The 16,387-nt window shown below is 69.9% G+C and carries 11 protein-coding genes, 1 tRNA gene and 1 pseudogene; 6 read left to right on the top strand and 7 right to left on the bottom strand.

All coding sequences use genetic code 11. The features are described 5' to 3' along the window. Positions 1-113: 113 nt before the first annotated feature. The 3 genes from J7E88_RS06635 to J7E88_RS06625 form a co-directional block, all read right to left on the bottom strand. Complete coding sequence (locus tag J7E88_RS06635; RefSeq protein ID WP_215178309.1) at positions 114-638, bottom strand: hypothetical protein; 525 nt, start codon at positions 636-638, stop codon at positions 114-116. Positions 639-770: 132 nt separating this feature from the next. Beyond that, positions 771-862, bottom strand: a tRNA-Ser gene (locus J7E88_RS06630). Between the two features lie 131 nt (positions 863-993). Beyond that, positions 994-2,394 (bottom strand): PQQ-binding-like beta-propeller repeat protein, encoded by a 1,401-nt coding sequence (locus tag J7E88_RS06625; RefSeq protein WP_215178308.1) that lies wholly within the window; start codon positions 2,392-2,394, stop codon positions 994-996. 1,435 nt (positions 2,395-3,829) lie between these two features. Between J7E88_RS06625 and J7E88_RS36975 the strand changes: the two genes are divergently transcribed. The 6 genes and pseudogenes from J7E88_RS36975 to J7E88_RS06600 all read left to right on the top strand — a co-directional run bounded on the left by J7E88_RS36975 (position 3,830) and on the right by J7E88_RS06600 (position 11,968). After that, positions 3,830-4,726: a hypothetical protein gene (locus tag J7E88_RS36975; protein WP_308307358.1), complete on the top strand. Its 897-nt coding sequence runs from the start codon at positions 3,830-3,832 to the stop codon at positions 4,724-4,726. Positions 4,727-5,108: 382 nt separating this feature from the next. Then, positions 5,109-5,297, top strand: coding sequence for a hypothetical protein (locus tag J7E88_RS36970; protein ID WP_308307356.1), 189 nt, complete (start codon positions 5,109-5,111; stop codon positions 5,295-5,297). 403 nt (positions 5,298-5,700) lie between these two features. Next, positions 5,701-5,880 (top strand): annotated as a pseudogene (locus J7E88_RS06615) (mobilization protein); the annotation flags it as partial. 368 nt (positions 5,881-6,248) lie between these two features. Then, positions 6,249-7,685, top strand: a complete 1,437-nt coding sequence (locus tag J7E88_RS06610; protein ID WP_215178322.1) for an aminopeptidase P family protein — start codon at positions 6,249-6,251, stop codon at positions 7,683-7,685. 132 nt (positions 7,686-7,817) lie between these two features. Then, positions 7,818-9,257 (top strand): aminopeptidase P family protein, encoded by a 1,440-nt coding sequence (locus tag J7E88_RS06605; RefSeq protein ID WP_215178307.1) that lies wholly within the window; start codon positions 7,818-7,820, stop codon positions 9,255-9,257. Then, positions 9,236-11,968: a LuxR family transcriptional regulator gene (locus J7E88_RS06600; RefSeq protein ID WP_215178306.1), complete on the top strand. Its 2,733-nt coding sequence runs from the start codon at positions 9,236-9,238 to the stop codon at positions 11,966-11,968. The genes J7E88_RS06605 and J7E88_RS06600 overlap by 22 nt, the downstream gene beginning before the upstream one ends. Before the next feature lie 108 nt (positions 11,969-12,076). Here J7E88_RS06600 and J7E88_RS06595 read toward each other — a convergent pair whose 3' ends face one another. From J7E88_RS06595 to J7E88_RS06580, 4 genes are read right to left on the bottom strand one after another with little or no spacing between them, the layout of a single operon-like run. Further along, positions 12,077-13,417 carry a hypothetical protein gene (locus J7E88_RS06595; protein ID WP_215178305.1) on the bottom strand — a complete coding sequence of 447 codons (1,341 nt, stop codon included), beginning with the start codon at positions 13,415-13,417 and terminating at the stop codon, positions 12,077-12,079. Positions 13,418-13,420: 3 nt separating this feature from the next. After that, the gene (locus J7E88_RS06590) at positions 13,421-14,641 is read right to left on the bottom strand and encodes an MFS transporter (protein WP_215178303.1); all 1,221 of its coding nucleotides are present in this window, start codon (positions 14,639-14,641) and stop codon (positions 13,421-13,423) included. Positions 14,642-14,698: 57 nt separating this feature from the next. Continuing rightward, entirely contained in the window at positions 14,699-16,198 is a 1,500-nt protein-coding gene (locus J7E88_RS06585) for an amidase (protein ID WP_215178302.1), read from the bottom strand. Next, a complete protein-coding gene (locus J7E88_RS06580; protein ID WP_215178300.1) occupies positions 16,191-16,385 on the bottom strand; it encodes a hypothetical protein in 195 nt (64 codons plus the stop codon). Before J7E88_RS06580 ends, J7E88_RS06585 begins: the two co-directional genes overlap by 8 nt. Positions 16,386-16,387: the final 2 nt, after the last annotated feature.

Here is a 16,387-nt window from a genome sequence, read left to right as displayed (position 1 = left end):
ACCGCCAACATTCTTAAGGACTGCCCGATTCGCGGCCAGCGTACGGGCCCCGATCTCTCGCCCCATGGCAGCTCCAGCCCAAAGCCGCTACACCGACCTCAGTCGCAGCGCTGCTACATGGAGGCCAATACGGCGCCAGCCTCAGCGATGAAATGGGCCATTGCCTCCTCAAGCTTCTCCGCTTCCTGCGATTGTGCCGCCCAGAGGTCATCGTCTGATGCCGGCGTACTCTCCATGAGGATTTGCTGCTGTCTGTACCAGAGCTCCTCAAATGCATCAGACATACCGGCTGCGAGCCGTTGCAACTTCGTGTCTGCGATGAGCGTGAGGTGAGTCCTGTGTGTGAAGAGCGCTCTTACTGCGGCATTCAGCTCGTCTTCTGCCTCGGCTTTCAACTCCTCCGACTGGGCTATGGCCGCCTTCCCAAGTGCGGCAAGCTCCAGCCGGGCCCTACTGATCGCCTCAAGACATTGCGCACAGACTTCCCGCAGCAGTTGTTCCCGTCGTGTGACGCGCTGCTCGCGTGCTTGATGCACCAGCTGCGTCCTCATCGCCAGCCACGTCATGGTCCCCGTGAGCATGCTTGCCGCAAGTGCGGACCCAGCAGAGATCACCGCAACTGCCGTCTCGCCCGGCATGCTTCCCCCTCCTGCGCTGTGCCCCTCCCGTGCCCGAGCCATCGGGAAATCACGGGAAACAGCGGACCGTCACGGCGTCCGGTCATGTGAACGGCCCCCAACCAACTACCCAGGTCAGGGGCCGTTCATCTGCGGTGGGTGTGGGATTTGAACCCACGGTGACATCGCTGCCACGACAGTTTTCAAGACCGATGCGGTCTTAACCCGGCCATCGAGACTCCACCGACCTACGCGCTACGGCCACAGAGGAATATGAGTCCGCCCTCGCTGCCTTGCACACCCTGTCCCGCGGATGCAGTGCGTTACGCTCCGCGCCACGAAGCTGTCTGTTCATGTCAGGCAGGATGTGCGTTTCTCAACCTGTCGCCGGGTAGACGGTCAGGTCCTGGTCCAAGCCGCCGTACTCGTTCACAGCGCGCAGGAATCCCTCGTCGTAGGTCCCGCGGTCCTTGCCGGTGGAGGCATCAAGTATGACGTAGCCGTTCCCGGCGACGTGGCCGTAGACGGCTCCGTGCCAAGTGGTGAGAAACGTGGGAACCTTGCGCGCCGGGTCGTCGTCGGACATTCTCCACAGCACCTTGTGCGTGCGGGCGTCCAGGGCGGCGAGGGAGCCCTCACCCTCGCACACGACCACCGAGCGCTGGTCATACACGCAGCCGAGGCCAGAGATCGCGGCGGAGGAGTCTTTCGTCATGCCGGACGGAAGCTTGCCCGTGCCGGTGTCGAGCAGCTCAAAGTCACTGGGGTTCTCCTTGAACTCCACGTTGACCTCGGCAGAGAACAGGCCGGCGCCCACGCGCTCGATTTTCAGCCCGTACAGGTTGCGGGAATCCTTCCAGCGCACGGCTCCGTCGGAGGCTGATCGGCCCACGATGCCGATGCCTCCGTCATCGGCGAACCACCTTTCGGAGTCGATCTGCGCGGCGTCGGGAAGCTGCGCACCGACGACGGTCCCACTTTCGAGGGCTGCGGCCCCGAAGTCGTCCTGCCGCCAATTGACCTGATGGCTATTCAGGTCGACGCCATAGGTGATGGCGCTCCTGGTCTCGCCGTTCCCGTCTTCGGGGGTGGTCCGGACGGTGACGACGGCCGTCCCACTCTCCGCACCGACGACGGTCGGAGTGGAGTCGTCGACGAAGGACTCTCCGGCTGGGACCGGCAGTTCGGCCGTCCACGACACTTTGCCAGTGTCCGCATCCACCGCCCGCAGATGGGCGGATGACACATCGGCGGTCGTACCCGAGCCCGGGGTGTATGCCTGATAGGCGAACAGTGCCAATGTCCGTCCGCTCTGCTGCGCCAGGACCGGCGGCGCGTCGTCCTTCAGCCGGAAGCGCTCTTCCACACCGGTGGACATGCCATCGGGGCCTGAGACGGTCCACAGCTTGCTTCCGGTCCTGGTGTTGTACGCCTCAAGGCCGTCATCATTGAGGAGATACGCGGTGGTGCCTCGCAATGCGACCTCTGCGTTGGCGTTCTCGTCGGCGGACAGCTTCACGCCCTTGCCGAACTTGCGCGGAGGGTCGTACGCCTTCGTGCTGGGGCCGGCGCCCTGGCCCGAAGGCTTGCCCCCTTCCGGCGAACCGCTGGAGCAACCCGTGAGTAAGGTCATGGTGGCTGCCGCGGCGAGCACCAGACTCGCGGCCGGCCGATGCGCAACGCGCACTGGAGTCCCCCGTTTCACTGCCATCGCTTCAACAACATCAACTCCGCGGCATCCTAGACCGTGTACTACATGGCGGTCGCTCGTGTTCAACGGATGGCGTCTTGGATGCGTTTGATGCTGATCTCCACGGGCGCCAGGGATCCTCGCCCCGGCGACTTTCGCTACCCCGTGGTCACTGACATCCACGGCTGACATCAACGCCAGTGGATAGCAACGGTGACGAACGGTCACCAGCAGCATCGTTGCCCGTGCTGACCGCAGGCATGAGGGCTGTCCGGTCGAACTCCTAAAGCGGGTGTCGCAGGTTCGAATCCTGCCGGGGGCACGAGAAAGTACCAGATAATAGGACATGTCGACCCTCCGTGAGTGCCACGGAGGGTCGTTTTTGTACCTGCTCGGGAACGAGGTGGGAACGACACGATGAGTGACTCAGGGTAACTTTGCGTCTATCAAGCTGCGGGACCTTGAGCAGTTTTGCCATGCCCTGTGAGGTACTACTGCCCTGGCAGACTGCATTTGGGGCGATGTTGAGCGACGTCGTAGTCGGCAGCAGGACGATTCACGGACCGTCGCCCCGCCGCGGGCTACACAAACTGCCGCCTTCCGGCCTTGGCACATGAACCCGGCCTTGTCTTCGACGGCGTAGCCAAGCCCCGCTCCGCGCGTCACGGCTCGCAGACCGATGCCGAGGGTGGCGCAGTTCGGACGTGGCCGGCCTGGGGGGATAGCGCGACGATCCCCCGTCCGAGATGCCGAGAACGCCTACCGCAGCCTCGACGACTTCGCAAGCCGCCCGGCGCAGGCCGTCCTGGGTGATGACTTCCGAAACGGAGACGGTCTGCCACGGCGCACCGCCATCACGGCCTTCCTACCGGAGAGGTGATCGCCTCTCCGGACATCTGACAATTGCGCGTCATTGTCCGGGAGTTGGCCCGTGAGGTGCGTTTCCGGACGCCGCTTCAGCCCAGCGCGGAGGGAAGCGCCACCGGCAGGGGGAAAACACCGCCCGCGGTGACTTCCGCGACGTGTACGCCGACGTGCGCGCCCCGCTCCTCTACCTGGCCGACCGTGGCCCTGAGGGAGATCGGCGCCCGACCGGCCTGGCGGAGGGAGGCCCTGCTGTTCGCCGTATGGCCGGGCTCCTGGCGAAGCGACTTGTTCTGGGGCCTTCGGTGCCGCGTTCAAGTGCGGCGGCTGCGACTGCGGCGATCCCTTCTGGGGGTGGGCAGCCGGGCGTCCGTACCGCGTCCGCGCGGCCCGCGGACCGTCGCCGACCTGCTCGACGTGGCCATGGACAAGGTGTGTGCCCATCCCGTCCGCCGATACGGCGCGTCGCGAAGCCGCTCCGGGGCGGGGCCGCCGCGCGTTCCCTTGAGGCGGGCATGGTTCGCGCGGTACTGGCGGGCAGGCAGCGGGGGCCGGTGCGGCGCGCGCGCCCTGGCCAACGCCGGGCGCCCGCATGAAAGGAACACTCTCGAATAAGTCCAGACATAATAAGCGCACCTATCCATACAGGGGGTGCGCAGTGGATAAACCCGCCGAGATGTTCGACCGCGACTTCGAGTGGGGCGAGCTGACCCGCTTCGCCGCCCTGCCCGGACCGCGCGCCACCCTCGGCGTGGTCTCCGGCCGCCGGCGCCAGGGCAAGAGCTTCCTCCTGGACGCCGTCACACGGGCAAGCGGCGGCTTCATGTTCACCGCCACCGAGACCACCGAAGCCGACGCCCTGCGCCAGTTCGGCGAAGCCCTCGCCCGCCACCGCAGCCAGCCCACCCCGTTCCGCTTCGCCCACTGGGACGAGGCGGTCACCGAGCTCATGCGCATCGCCGACAGGGGCGGCCCCACCGTCGCGGTCATCGACGAATTCCCCTTCCTCGCCAAGGCCTCCCCCGCCCTCCCCTCGATCATCCAGCGCGCCCTCGACCCCGCCGCCCAGCACACCAACACCCCCGTACGGCTCCTACTGTGCGGCTCCGCACTGTCCTTCATGGGCGGACTACTCGCCGGCAACGCCCCGCTGCGCGGCCGCGCCGGCCTGGAACTCGTCGTCCCCACCCTGGACTTCCGCCTCGCCTCCGAGTTCTGGGAGATCACCGACCCGCACACCGCACTGCTCACCCACGCCATCGTCGGCGGCACCCCCGCCTACCGCCGCGAGTTCACCCAGGGCGACGCCCCCGCCGGGCCCTACGACTTCGACGCCTGGGCACCCGCGCCGTCCTCAATCCCGCCCGTCCACTCTTCCGCGAGGCCCGCTACCTGCTCGCAGAGGAACCCGAACTCCACGACACCGCGCTCTACCACTCCGTCCTGGCCGCCATCGCCGCCGGCAACGCCGCACGCGGCGGCATCGCCGACTACCTCGGCCGCAAGTCCACCGACCTCGCCCACCCGCTCAGCGTCCTCCAGGACGTCGGCATGATCACCCACGAGGCCGACGCCTTCCGCCGCAACCGCTCCGCCTACCGCATCGCCGAACCTCTCATCGCCTTCTACCACGCGGTCATGCGCCCCGCTGGGGTGATCTGGAACGCCCCGGACGCGCCCCCGCCGTCTGGCGCCGCGCCCAGTCCACCTTCCGCAGCAAGGTTGTCGGCCCGCACTTCGAACAGGTCTGCCGCGAATGGGCCCGCTGGCACGCGTCCCCCGCAACCCACGGCGGGCAGGTCACAAGGGTCGCCAGCGGGACCGTCAACGATCCTGCCGCGAAGACCAGCCACGAAGTCGACGTCGCGGTCCATGGCGAGACCGACAGCGGCCGCGAAACACTACTCGCCATCGGCGAAGCCAAATGGAACGACATCATGGGAAAGGTCCACCTCGAACGTCTCCAGCACATCCGTGCTCTCCTCACCGCGCGCGGCGCCGCCACCGACGTCACCCGGCTGCATTGCTACAGCGGCACCGGCTTCACCGACGAACTGCGCCACCTCGCCGAGAACGACCCCGCCGTCCAGCTGATCGATCCAGTTCGCCTCTACCACGGCGACTGACCCGGTCGCAGTCACCGCCCCTGTACCGGGAACATGACCTCCACTGTTACCGGCGTCCCGGAGAGCCTCAGCTCACGCCCGTTCCCGGATGCTGACCTGCGAAAACGGCCACCGGCTCAACTCCCAGGCCAAGGGAGCAAGCCTGTTGGCCCTCCCCAAGCATCTGCGGTACTCGCTTGATCCCGACCGGGCCACGGACTACGGAGACCTATCTGCCAACTCTCGGAGACCGTGCCCAGGCGATCAAGTTGGGCCGGGCCGGGCTTCTCCGCATCGTCGGGCTCGGGCTCCGCTCCGGGCGCGGTGTTCTCGGAGGTGGCGCGGGCACGCGGTACGAGCCGGGCTGCGGCCTCGGCGAATGCCAGGTCCGTCTCAGGAAGCAGACTCGCCACCACCGCAGGACAAGGTCGCTACCGAAGACACCACCAACGCCGGCAAGGAGCCCGTCTGGTTCTCCGGCTCCGAACTCGCCCCCGACCTGTCCTTCTCCAAGATCCGAGCGCGCTTGGAGAACATCGCCCCGCAGCCCGCTGGGCAGCCGGGCCGGCGCAGGCCCGACCCCTGGCACCAGGCCACCGCCGCCGAAATGAGCGGCCCAGCCAGCTCATACAGATAGTGCAATATCACACGTCACGTTTCAGACAGCTGTATGAGGCGGGGTGCTAGGGGGTCTGCCAGAGTGTCCGTCACAGCGTGGACCAGCACAGAGACCTGGGGTTTTGAGGGTCCGTCAACTCCTGACGGGCCGGTGTGCGGGTGCAGGGGCCTGCGCAGGAGACCAGGGCCACCGCACGCCGGCACCGTCGACTCGGTCCAGGGGTGCCCTCGGACGACGTCGTGCCGGTGCGGTGCGTCTCCCGCTGAGTTTTTCTCGGGCCGGCCCGCCCCCTCGGCTGCCGGCTGTATGCGATTGAGGAGCAGTGCGTGACCGATTCGATTCAGGAGGCGGTTATGGCCGAAGAGCAAGACGAGAACAAGAGGCGGAAGAACGGGCTGCTCCGAAAGGTGAGCGACGAACTCGCCGAGAACATGAGGCAGGGGTGGGCGGACACCGAGCGGCACGACCTCGAACCCATCCCGCAGGCGGCGCACACCGCGCGCCGCCGCGCGGAGCTCTCGGCCCGCTTCCCCGGTGAGCTGCTGGTGATCCCCGCCGGCAACCCGAAGGTGCGCTCCAACGACACGGACTACCCGTTCCGGGCCTCCTCCGACTACGTCTACCTGACGGGCGACCAGTCCCAGGACGCCACGCTGGTCCTGGAGCCCCGTCAGGACGGCACGCACCAGGCGATCGCATACCTGCGCAACCGCTCCGACCGCGAGAACGGCGAGTTCTGGCTCGACTACCACGGCGAGCTCTGGGACGGCCGCCGCAACAGCCTCCCGGAGAACGAGCAGCTCCTCGGCCTGCCCTGCCGTGATGTCCGCACGCTGACCGAGCGGCTCGGCACGGCCACCGGCCCGATCCGCCTGCTGCGTGGCTACGACGCGGGCGTCGACGCCGCGCTGAACGACAAGGTGACTGCCGAGCGCGACAACGCGTTCCGCGTCGCGCTCTCCGAAATGCGCCTGATCAAGGACGAGTTCGAGATCACCGACCTTCGCCTGGCCTGCGACGCCACCGCCCGTGGCTTCGAGGACGTCGTGCGTATCCTCGGCACCGACACGCCGACGCTCGAGCGCGCCATCGAGGGCACGTTCTGGATGCGCGCGCGGATCGAGGGCAACGACGTCGGCTACGCGTCGGTCTGCGCCTCGGGGCGGCACGCCACAACCCTGCACTGGGTCCGGAACGACGGTGATGCCCGTCCCGGCGACCTCCTGCTGCTCGACGCCGGAGTGGAGACCCGCAACCTCTACACCGCCGATGTCACCCGCACCCTGCCCGTCGACGGCAGCTTCACGCCGATCCAGCGCAAGGTCTACGACGCGGTGTTCGCGGCGCAGGAGGCCGGCATCGCCGCGGTCAAGCCCGGTGCCAAGTACCGGGACTTCCATCACGCCGCCCAGCGGGTCCTGGCCGAGCACCTCGCCGCCTGGGGCCTGTTCGGCGACCGGTCGGTCGACGAGGCCTACGAACTCGGACTGCACCGTCGCTGGACCCTGGCCGGCACCGGCCACATGATCGGCCTGGACGTGCACGACTGCGCCAAGGCCCGTACCGAGATGTACGTGGAAGGCACGCTGGAAGCGGGCATGGTGCTCACCGTCGAGCCAGGCCTCTACTTCCAGTCCGACGACCTGACGGCTCCTGAGGAGCTGCGCGGCATCGGCATACGGATCGAGGACGACATCCTGGTGACCGCGGAGGGCAACCAGAACCTCTCTGCCCGTCTGCCCCGTACCGCGGACGACGTCGAGGCCTGGATGGCCCGGCTCCGGGGCTGACACCGGCCGCCGCAGCCCGTACGCCGGGTCGCGGCGGCCTGTGGCCGACCGCATCGCTCGGTGCGGTCGGCCGCGGCTTGCATCAGTTGATTCATACGCGAAAGCGGAACCGCCACACGATGGGGGCGTGCGATGGAACGGCAGGATGGCTCGCGCGGCGTGCGAAGTCACGATCGTGAAGTACCGGCCGCGGTGGCCGAGTCCTTTCGGCGCGGATGGGAAGACACGAGCCTGAAGCTGCCGCTCGTGTCCGGAGCGGAGTACGCCGCCAAGCGGCGAGCGGCGCTGTCCGCGCGGTTTCCCGGGGAACGGATCGTCGTCCCGTCGGGCGGCCTCAAGGTCCGGAGCAACGACTTCGACTACCCGTTCCGGCCGCACTCCGCGTTCGTCCATCTCACCGCCGAGCAGGGGACGCAGGCAGTCCCCGACAGCGTCCTCGTCTTCGAACCGACCGGCACCGGGCACTCGGTCACCCTGTTCACCCGGCCACGGTCACCGCGCGACGGCGGGCCGAACGGCGCAGAGTTCTACAGCGACCGGCGGCACGGCGAGTTCTGGGTCGGCCGGCGCCGGATGCTTTCGGAAACCGCCGACGCCCTCGGCGTCGAGGCCGCCTCGCGCGACGACCTGGAACGCGCCCTCGGCGGGAACGTCCCGACCCGGGCCGTGCTCGGCGAGGACGCACTCGTCGACGCGCTGGTACCGCCGGACCGCGGGACCGAGGCCGAACTGCTCACTTTCCTGTCGGAGTTGCGACTGGTCAAGGACGAGTGGGAGGTCCAGCAGCTGCGTGCCGCCGTAGGGCACACGGTCGCCGGGTTCCACGACGTCGCCGGCGAGCTGCGCCACGCCACGAGCCTCGCGCGGGGGGAGCGCTGGATCGAGGGCACTTTCAACCGGCGTGCCCGGATGGAAGGTTACGGCCTGGGCTTCGAGACCATCGCCGGGGCCGGCTCCCACGCGTGCGTCCTGCACTGGATGCACAACGACGGCCCGGTGCGGGACGGGGACCTGCTCCTGCTGGACGCCGGTGTCGAGGCCGACTCCTTCTACACCGGCGACGTCACCCGGACGCTGCCGGTCAGCGGACGCTTCACCGACGTGCAGCGCCGCGTCTACGACCTGGTGTTCGCCGCCCAGTCGGCGGGTATCGCCGCGCTGCGGCCCGGCGCCAGGTTCGGCGACTTCCACGACGCCGCGATGCGTGTCATCGCCGAAGGACTCGACGGCTGGGGCCTGCGTCCCGACGTCGAGGCGGCTCCCGACGCCAGCCTGTACCGGCGGTACACCGTCTGCGGCTCGGGCCACATGCTTGGCCTGGACTGCCACGACTGCGCCAGTGCCCGCCGCGACGCCTACCTGGACGGCGTGCTGGAGGCCGGCCACGTCCTCACCGTCGAGCCCGGCCTGTACTTCCAGCCCGACGATCTGACCGTCCCAGAGGAGCTGCGCGGCATCGGCGTCCGTATCGAGGACGACTTCGTCATCACGGCCGACGGCGCCCAGTGCCTGTCTTCGGGCCTGCCGCGCAGCGCGGACGAGGTCGAGGCGTGGACGGCGGCATTGCGGTGACGGCGCGCCACCCCCTGGTGGCCCAGGTCTGCGGACAGCTGCGGGAGGCGGGTGCGGTGGCGGTGGTCGGGCCCACCGGGTTCGGCAAGTCCGCGGTGCTGGAGGCCGTGTGCACGGCCTGGCAGGCGGCCGGGGACCCCGTGGTCCGGCTCAGCTCGGCCCCCGCCGACGCACACGTCCCCTACGTACCGCTGGTGGATCTGTTCACCGTCTGCCCTGCCGAGGTGCGAGGCGAATTGTCGGAGCTCCAGCGCTCGGCGATCGACTGGGTGCTGCGCCGCGTCACGGGGCCCGAGCCCGACCCCGCGACCCTGCGCGTCACGGTCCTGTCCTGCCTTCAGGCGTGGGGGCGCAAGGCCCGGCTGCTGCTGACCGCCGACGACGTGCACTGGTGGGGACCAGGCAGTCTGGACGTCTTCGGATTCGCCGCGCGGCGCAGCCGCGGCAGCGTGTCACTGCTGGCGGCGCTGCGGCCGGACGGGCCGCCGTCGCACGACGTCCTCGGCAGTGGTGCGGTCGAGATCACGGTCCCCACGCTCACCCCACAGGAGTCGACGGCCATCGTGCGGTCCTTCGGGATCCCGCTGCGGGCAGCCGGTCGCATCCACACGGCGGCGGGGGGCAACCCGCGCCTGGTCTCGGACATCGCCGCCGGGGTGGCCCGTGCCGGGGGGGCGGCGGTACTGGACACCCAGCCGTTGGCCCCGCACGCGCGGAAGGCGCTGCGCGCCTGGCTGGCCGACCTGGCCGCTCCGGTGCACTGGGTGCTGCTCGTTGCGGCACTCGCGGCCGATCCGTCGCTCGACGCCGTCCGGCGTGCCGCCGGACCGCCCGCCGACGCGGCCCTGGCCGCCGCCGAGGCCGCCGGGCTGATCCACATGGCCGACGGTGCCGTGGACTTTCCGGCGCCGGTCGTACGGGAGGGCCTCGTCGCCGAGGCCAGCGGCGAGGCGGTGCGCCAGGCCCATCTCGCCCTGGCCGAGGCCATGGCCGAGCCCGACGACCGGACCTGGCACGAGGCGTCCGCCCTGGCGCTGGCCGAGATCCGGGAACACCTGGTCCCCGCGCTGGCCGCCGCCGCCGCTGCGGCGCGGGACCGTGGCGACCACGCCCGGGCCGCCGAATTCGGCCTGCTGGCGGTCGACCGGGCCGTCGGCGCCCAGCCCGAACTGCTGGTAGCAGCCGCCCGGGACGCCGAGGCTGCCGGGCGCTTCGACCTGGCCTGCACAGTCCTGGACCAGCTGGTCCGGGCCCGGACCCGGGCCCAGCCCGCGGTGCACGCCCGGGCCCGGCTCGCCGTGGTCGACGCCGCCGGGCGGGGCGCCGCGCTGCTGGAACACGTCGCGGCGCAGGCGCTGGCCGAGGCCACGGCGGCCGGCGAGCCGACGCTGGTCTCGGCGGCACATCTGCGTCTCGCCCGGAGCATGCAGATGAAACGGGGCTGCTCCGCCGAGGCCCTGGCGCACGCCCGCAACGCCGTGGAGTGGGCAGAGCGGGCCGACGACCCCGCGTCGCATGCTGCGGCCATGGCCCTGACCGCCCAGATCGAGCAGGGCCGGGGCTCGCCGAACCACGCCGTGAAGCTCCGACTCGCCCTGGGATCAGGCACGGCAGCCGCGGTCGGCCGACTCAACGATGATCCGCGGCGGGTCGCCGTCGGTTCCGCCTTGCTCGAGGACCGGCTGGACGAGGCCGGGCGGCTGCTCGACGAGCTGCGCCCGGCGGTGGGGGAGGCCGACCGCCCCGCCGATCTGCTCTGGCTGCTGGGCAGCAGCATCCGGATCCGCGCGCACAGCGGCGAAGGGCAGGTCGCTTGCGAGGAGGCGCGCCGGCTCATGTCCATGGCCCGCGATCTGGGCGCCTCCCCCGGCCCGCCTTGGTACGCGGCCGCGACCGCCGAACTCGCCGGCGGAACCCTGGAGCAGGCGCTCGCGTACGCGGAACTCGGCCTGTCGGCCTCGGAGGAGGAGGCCGACACCGTTTTCGCCGCGCGCTGCCTGCACCTGTCCGGCATGACGCGGCTGTTGCTACGGGACACCGGCGGTGCTCTGGCGGATCTGCTGAGGGTCCGGGATCTGGTACAGGACCTGGCCGTCGCGGATCCCGGGGTGATCCGCTATGAGGCCGACCTCGCCGAGGTCCTGGTCGCCGCCGGGGACCTGGAGGCCGCGACGCGGACCGTCGCCGGTGCCCGACGCCGGGCCGAGGAACTGGGACGGCGCGGAGTGCTGGCCTCGCTCGACCGCGCCGAGGCGCTGTGCCATACGGCAGCCGGCGAGTTCGGGGCGGCCGAGGACCTGCTCGTCCGTGCCCTCGACACCTTCGAACGGCTGGGATATCCGCTGGAGTGCGGCCGGGTACTGCTGGCCCACTCGTCCGCCGAACAGCGGCGCAGGCGCCCGGCGCGCTCCAGGGAACTGCGGGCGGCAGCCGAGGCGGTGTTCCACAAGGCGGGCGCGCCGCTGTGGGAGCCGGGCCGACCAGGGCGGACCAGGGCACCGGTCGGGCCCGCAGGTCTGACGGACGCGGAGAAACGTATCGCCGAACTGGTCACCGAAGGACACGCCAACCGCGATATCGCGGCCGCCCTGTACGTCAGCGTCAAGACCGTGGAGGCGGCGCTCACCCGGATCTACCGCAAGCTGGAGGTGCGGTCGCGGGTCCAGCTGATGGCGCTTGTCCACAAGGACGGGCACCGGCCGGGCCGGTGACCACGGCCGGTGGGCCGAAGACGGCAGGGAGCGCAGCGCCTGCGGGTTCCCCTGGCGGCCCGGCCCGGCCCGCCAGGGAGTGGTGGCCCCGTCGAGGTCGGGGTGAGTTCAGTCCGTGTGCCAGCCGACGGTGCCCAGGATGCTCGTACCCGCCGTGTCCTGTGCCGCGTCGGGCGGGGCGGGAACGTCGTAGCGAACCCCGCATCCGGTCATGCGTCCGCCCATGAACAGGGGGCCGAACACCGCACGTGTCGAGATACCCAGGTATTCGCCCCGCTCACAGTCGAGCACGTCTGCGCCGACCTCGGAACTGTGGACGGTCTCCTGCGCTATCCACGTGCCGGCCGACCTGGCCTTGGCGATGATGCCTTCCCAGGCGGACGCGCCGGTCCTGGAGCCGATGTGCACGTCGAAGTTCTGGTCTCCGTCGGAGCGCTTCAGGACGAAATCCTCCCGCCGGTTCATCAGCAGTTCGTCCAGCTTCCAGGACTCCCCCTGGTATTCGACGAGTTCCTCTCGAATCCCTCGCGACCAGGGGATGTACTGCCGAACGAAATCACGGTCCTGGTCGGTCATCCATTCCTGCCCCTTGGACAGCAGGGCGAAGAGCTGCTTGTTCGCCGCCTGGTAGGAACTCTGCGGTGTCAGAACCACGGAGCCGCACTTCCTGATCTTGAGCAGCGGACCGAGATCCCTTCCCGCGTCGATCCATTCCTGTGGCACCGTCCGCTCCAGCACCAGCGGGACGTCACCTCTGCGGGAGCCGATGGCGTCGATGAACTCGTCCGTCTCGAAGTACTCCGCCCTGATTCCTCCCTTCCGCAGGGAGTCGATCTCGATCTCGTAGTACCTCCGGCTCGCCTCCCCGACGCCGGTGAGAAAGACGTCGGGGAGGTAGCCGACGAGCGCCATGTGCGGGTCCAGGCCGAGGTCCCCGAGCACGGTACGCAGCATCTCGTTCCGTGCCTTCAGGGGATCCGCGAGCGTGAGGTGACCCGATGCCTCGTCGGGCAACAACTGCCGCCACAGCTCGTTGAGGAGGTGAAAGTACACCTGGCCGCCGGTGGACGAGCAGAAGTTGAACTCGATGAACTTCCAGCCGGATTCCGTGAGCATCACGTCCGGCCGCCCCATGACCGTCGCGTAGGTGCTCTCGAACTCCTCGTCCCCGTAGAAGGCCGTCAGCCGCTCGTCGAGGCCGAGGGCACGGTGCCGAGTCACGCAGTCGCTCCCCAGGCTCCGTACCGCCCGCCGCAGCAGGTCGGCGAGATATGCGGTCGCACTCTCCAGTTCGGCGCCGCGCGCGGCCGGGAGTACGACGGGCCCTGCCGGGGCGATCCGGTCGAACCAGAAGGTACGGAAACCCCGGAACTGATGATCGAACGCATTGAGCAGCAGACGGGGATCGGTCTCAGTGATCGTCTGCGGAGCCGTCGCGGTGTGTTCCACTTTCTACTCCTGGGAGATGGCTTGTGCCGACGGCAGAACGCCGTCCTTGCGGGTTCGCGGGCGCAGCAGTGCGACGTATCCGAGGGCGGCCAGTACGCCGGTGACCGCGCAGCCCGCCCACAGCGCATCCGTGCCGAAGGTGTCGATGATCAAGCCGCTCGTCAGCGGTGCCACGAAGCCGCCCAGGGACCAGGACAGGACCATCACGCCCTCGTAGCGACCGCGTGCGTGCGTCGGGGCCATCGCGGGGACCTGCGCCTCGCTGGTCGGCACGGAGACGATCTCGCCCAGGGTGTAGACGACCGCGGCGAGGCAGTACAGCAGCACGGTGTCGGCGCGTGCGTTGAGCACCGAGCTGAGCCCGACCAGCAACGCGCCCGCGGCCAGGACCCAGCCGGCGGCCCGGTTCTGTGTGAAGCGGGTGACGGCGAGCTGGAGAGCGATGATCACGACGCCGTTGACCCCGGCCACCATGCCGTACTGCGCGGTGGACAGGCCGGATTCAGCGGTGGACAACGGCAGCGCCACATGCCGCTGGGTGAAGACGACGACCACCAGCAGGTTCAGTCCGACCAGGCACATGAACCTGCGGTCGCGAAGCACTGTGGCCATCGACACGCGCGGATTCCCGGACCGCGCCGCCGGGGGCTCCGCGGGCCGGGTCTCGGGGATCTTCAGGAAGACGAGCACCGCGCACAGCACCGTGGTGGCGGCGTCCACCACGAACAGCGTCAGGTATCCGAAGGCGGCGAGCGCACCCGCCGACAGGGCGGAGAGGGAGAAACCGAGATTGAGAGCCCAATAGTTCAGCGAGTAGGCCCGCGGCCGGGACTCTTCCGGCACGATGTCCGCGAGCATCGCCCCTGTCGCGGGCTGCGACATCTTCAGTGTCACGCCCAGCGCGGTGGCCCACAGCGCGATCAGCGGGAGCTGCTCGGCGAGCCCCAGGGCCAGGGTGAAGGCGGCAGCGCCCAGTTGCCCGGTGAGCATGGTCGGCCGTCGCCCCCACCGGTCGCTCAGCGATCCGCCGATCAGCGATCCGAGTATCCCGCCGAGCCCGTACAGCGACACCATCAGGCCCGCCTGCGTGGCGGAGTACCCGCGCTCCACCGTGAGGTAGAGGGACAGGAACGGCATCACGAAGAGGGCGAACCGGTTCACCAGTGTCGAAGTCCACAACCACCAGAAGCCGCGCGGAAGTGGGAGACGCCTCCGGTCGTTCATGTACGTCCTTCTGCCGACGCGAGCCGTCGGCACAGCAGTTCCGGGAAGGTACGGTGCTCAGGGGCGGACATCGCGGGGCTCCCGGACCGTTCCGGGCCGGCGGCGCGGGGCGTGCCCGCCGTCTCCTGGCAGCACCGGCCGGGTGTCGCGCCGGCCGAACTCGGCCTCCAGCGCCATGCCCGCCCGGAACAGATCCGCCTCGCCGAACTTGCGCCCCACGAGCTGCACCCCGATCGGCAGGCCGTTCCCGGCGAACCCGAGCGGCAGGGACATGGCCGGGTGCCCGGTGACCGCGAAGGGGATGGTCTGCATGTCGTTGGCCAGCTGCGGCGGCGGCCAGTCGGTGCCGAAGTCGTCGAACCGGGCCGCGGTGGTCTGGCCGCAGGCCGTGATCAGCACATCGTGGCCGGCGAAAACCCGCCGGTCGAGCGCCGCGCTGAGCCGGCGGCGCACATCCCGCGCCCGTAGCAGATCACTCGCGCCGACCCCGGCCCCGGGCATCAGTTTCTGGTACGTATAACGGCCGAACGACCGAGGCGAACGGCGCAGGTTGTCCTCGTGCACGGCGAACCCCTCGGCCATCAGGATGACCCGGCCGCAGGCGTCGAACACCTCGTACGGCGGCAGTTCGCACTCCTTGACGATCGCGCCGAGCCCGTCGAGGTGGGCCAGGGCCCGCTCGATACCCTCGGTGATCTCCGGAAGGCTCGCCGGGTCCGAGGCGTACCAAGCCTTCGAGTATCCCACCCGCAGCCCCCGGACGTCCCCCGTCAGTGAGCCGAGGAAGTCCGGCGCCGGCGCCTGGTGGGTGCGCGCATCGCGGGGGTCGGGCCCCGCGACGGCCTGGAGCGCCGCAGCGGCGTCGGCCACCGTCCAGGCCAGCGGCCCGAAATGGTCCATGGTGGGAGCCAGCGGCGTGGCGCCGTACCCGGACACGCTGCCGTAGGTCGGCTTCAGACCGACCGCACCGCAGTGGAACGCCGGACCGCGCAGCGAGCCGGCGGTGTCGGATCCGAACGCGACGCGCACGAACCCGGCCGCCACGGCGACCCCCGCCCCCGAGGAGGAACCGCTGGGAATGTGCTCGCGGTGCCACGGGTTCCGTGCCGGCGGGAAGGGCAGGTCCGTGCTCGGCCCGCCGAACGCGAACTCGTAGGTGGCCAGCTTGCCCAACAGCACGGCGCCGCCGACCCGCAGCCGGGCCTCCACGGTGCTGTCCTCGGCGGCGACGTCCGCGACGGTCAGCCGCGAGTGGTTGGTGGTGGGAAGGCCCTCGGCCGCGAGGATGTCCTTCAGCGCGTACGGGATGCCGTGCAGCGGGCCGCGGTCGATGCCGTCGCGCAGCTCCCGGTCGGCCCGCGCCGCGCGTTGCAGCGCCCGGTCCCGGGTGACCAGGACGAAGGAGTGCAGCTGCGGGTCGTGCGCTTCGATCAGGCTCAGCGCGTGCTCCACCAGCTCCACCGAGGTGATCGTTCCGGCGCGCAGCAGCGCTCCGGTCTCCGCGACGGACAACTCGGCGAGGGCGCCGGGCCCCCAGGTGGGGTCGATGTCAGACATCCGTGATCTCCACTGTGCGCAGCAGGTCCGTCATCGCTCGCAGCGAGCGGTATCCGGCCAGGACGCCGGGCGCCAGATCCGGCGGCATCTCGATGCCGAGATGTTCGAGGGCGGAGGCGAACTCCCGGTCCGCGGTCTCGGGGATCCCGGCGTCGTACGACCCGGTCTCCTGGCCGGTGTTGGCCACGT

This window comes from Streptomyces sp. ISL-10, from assembly GCF_018614575.1.
Classification (GTDB): domain Bacteria; phylum Actinomycetota; class Actinomycetes; order Streptomycetales; family Streptomycetaceae; genus Streptomyces.
The sequence above is the reverse complement of the archived record's forward strand: the minus strand, read 5'-3'. Positions and strand labels throughout refer to the sequence as shown.

Coding starts and splice junctions, on each gene's coding strand:
- J7E88_RS06605 (WP_215178307.1), top strand. CDS start 7,818: ATGGAACGGCAGGATGGCTCGCGCGGCGTGCGAAGTCACGATCGTGAA.
- J7E88_RS06585 (WP_215178302.1), bottom strand. CDS start 16,198: ATGTCTGACATCGACCCCACCTGGGGGCCCGGCGCCCTCGCCGAGTTG.
- J7E88_RS36970 (WP_308307356.1), top strand. CDS start 5,109: ATGGGAAAGGTCCACCTCGAACGTCTCCAGCACATCCGTGCTCTCCTC.
- J7E88_RS06590 (WP_215178303.1), bottom strand. CDS start 14,641: ATGAACGACCGGAGGCGTCTCCCACTTCCGCGCGGCTTCTGGTGGTTG.
- J7E88_RS06635 (WP_215178309.1), bottom strand. CDS start 638: ATGCCGGGCGAGACGGCAGTTGCGGTGATCTCTGCTGGGTCCGCACTT.
- J7E88_RS06610 (WP_215178322.1), top strand. CDS start 6,249: ATGGCCGAAGAGCAAGACGAGAACAAGAGGCGGAAGAACGGGCTGCTC.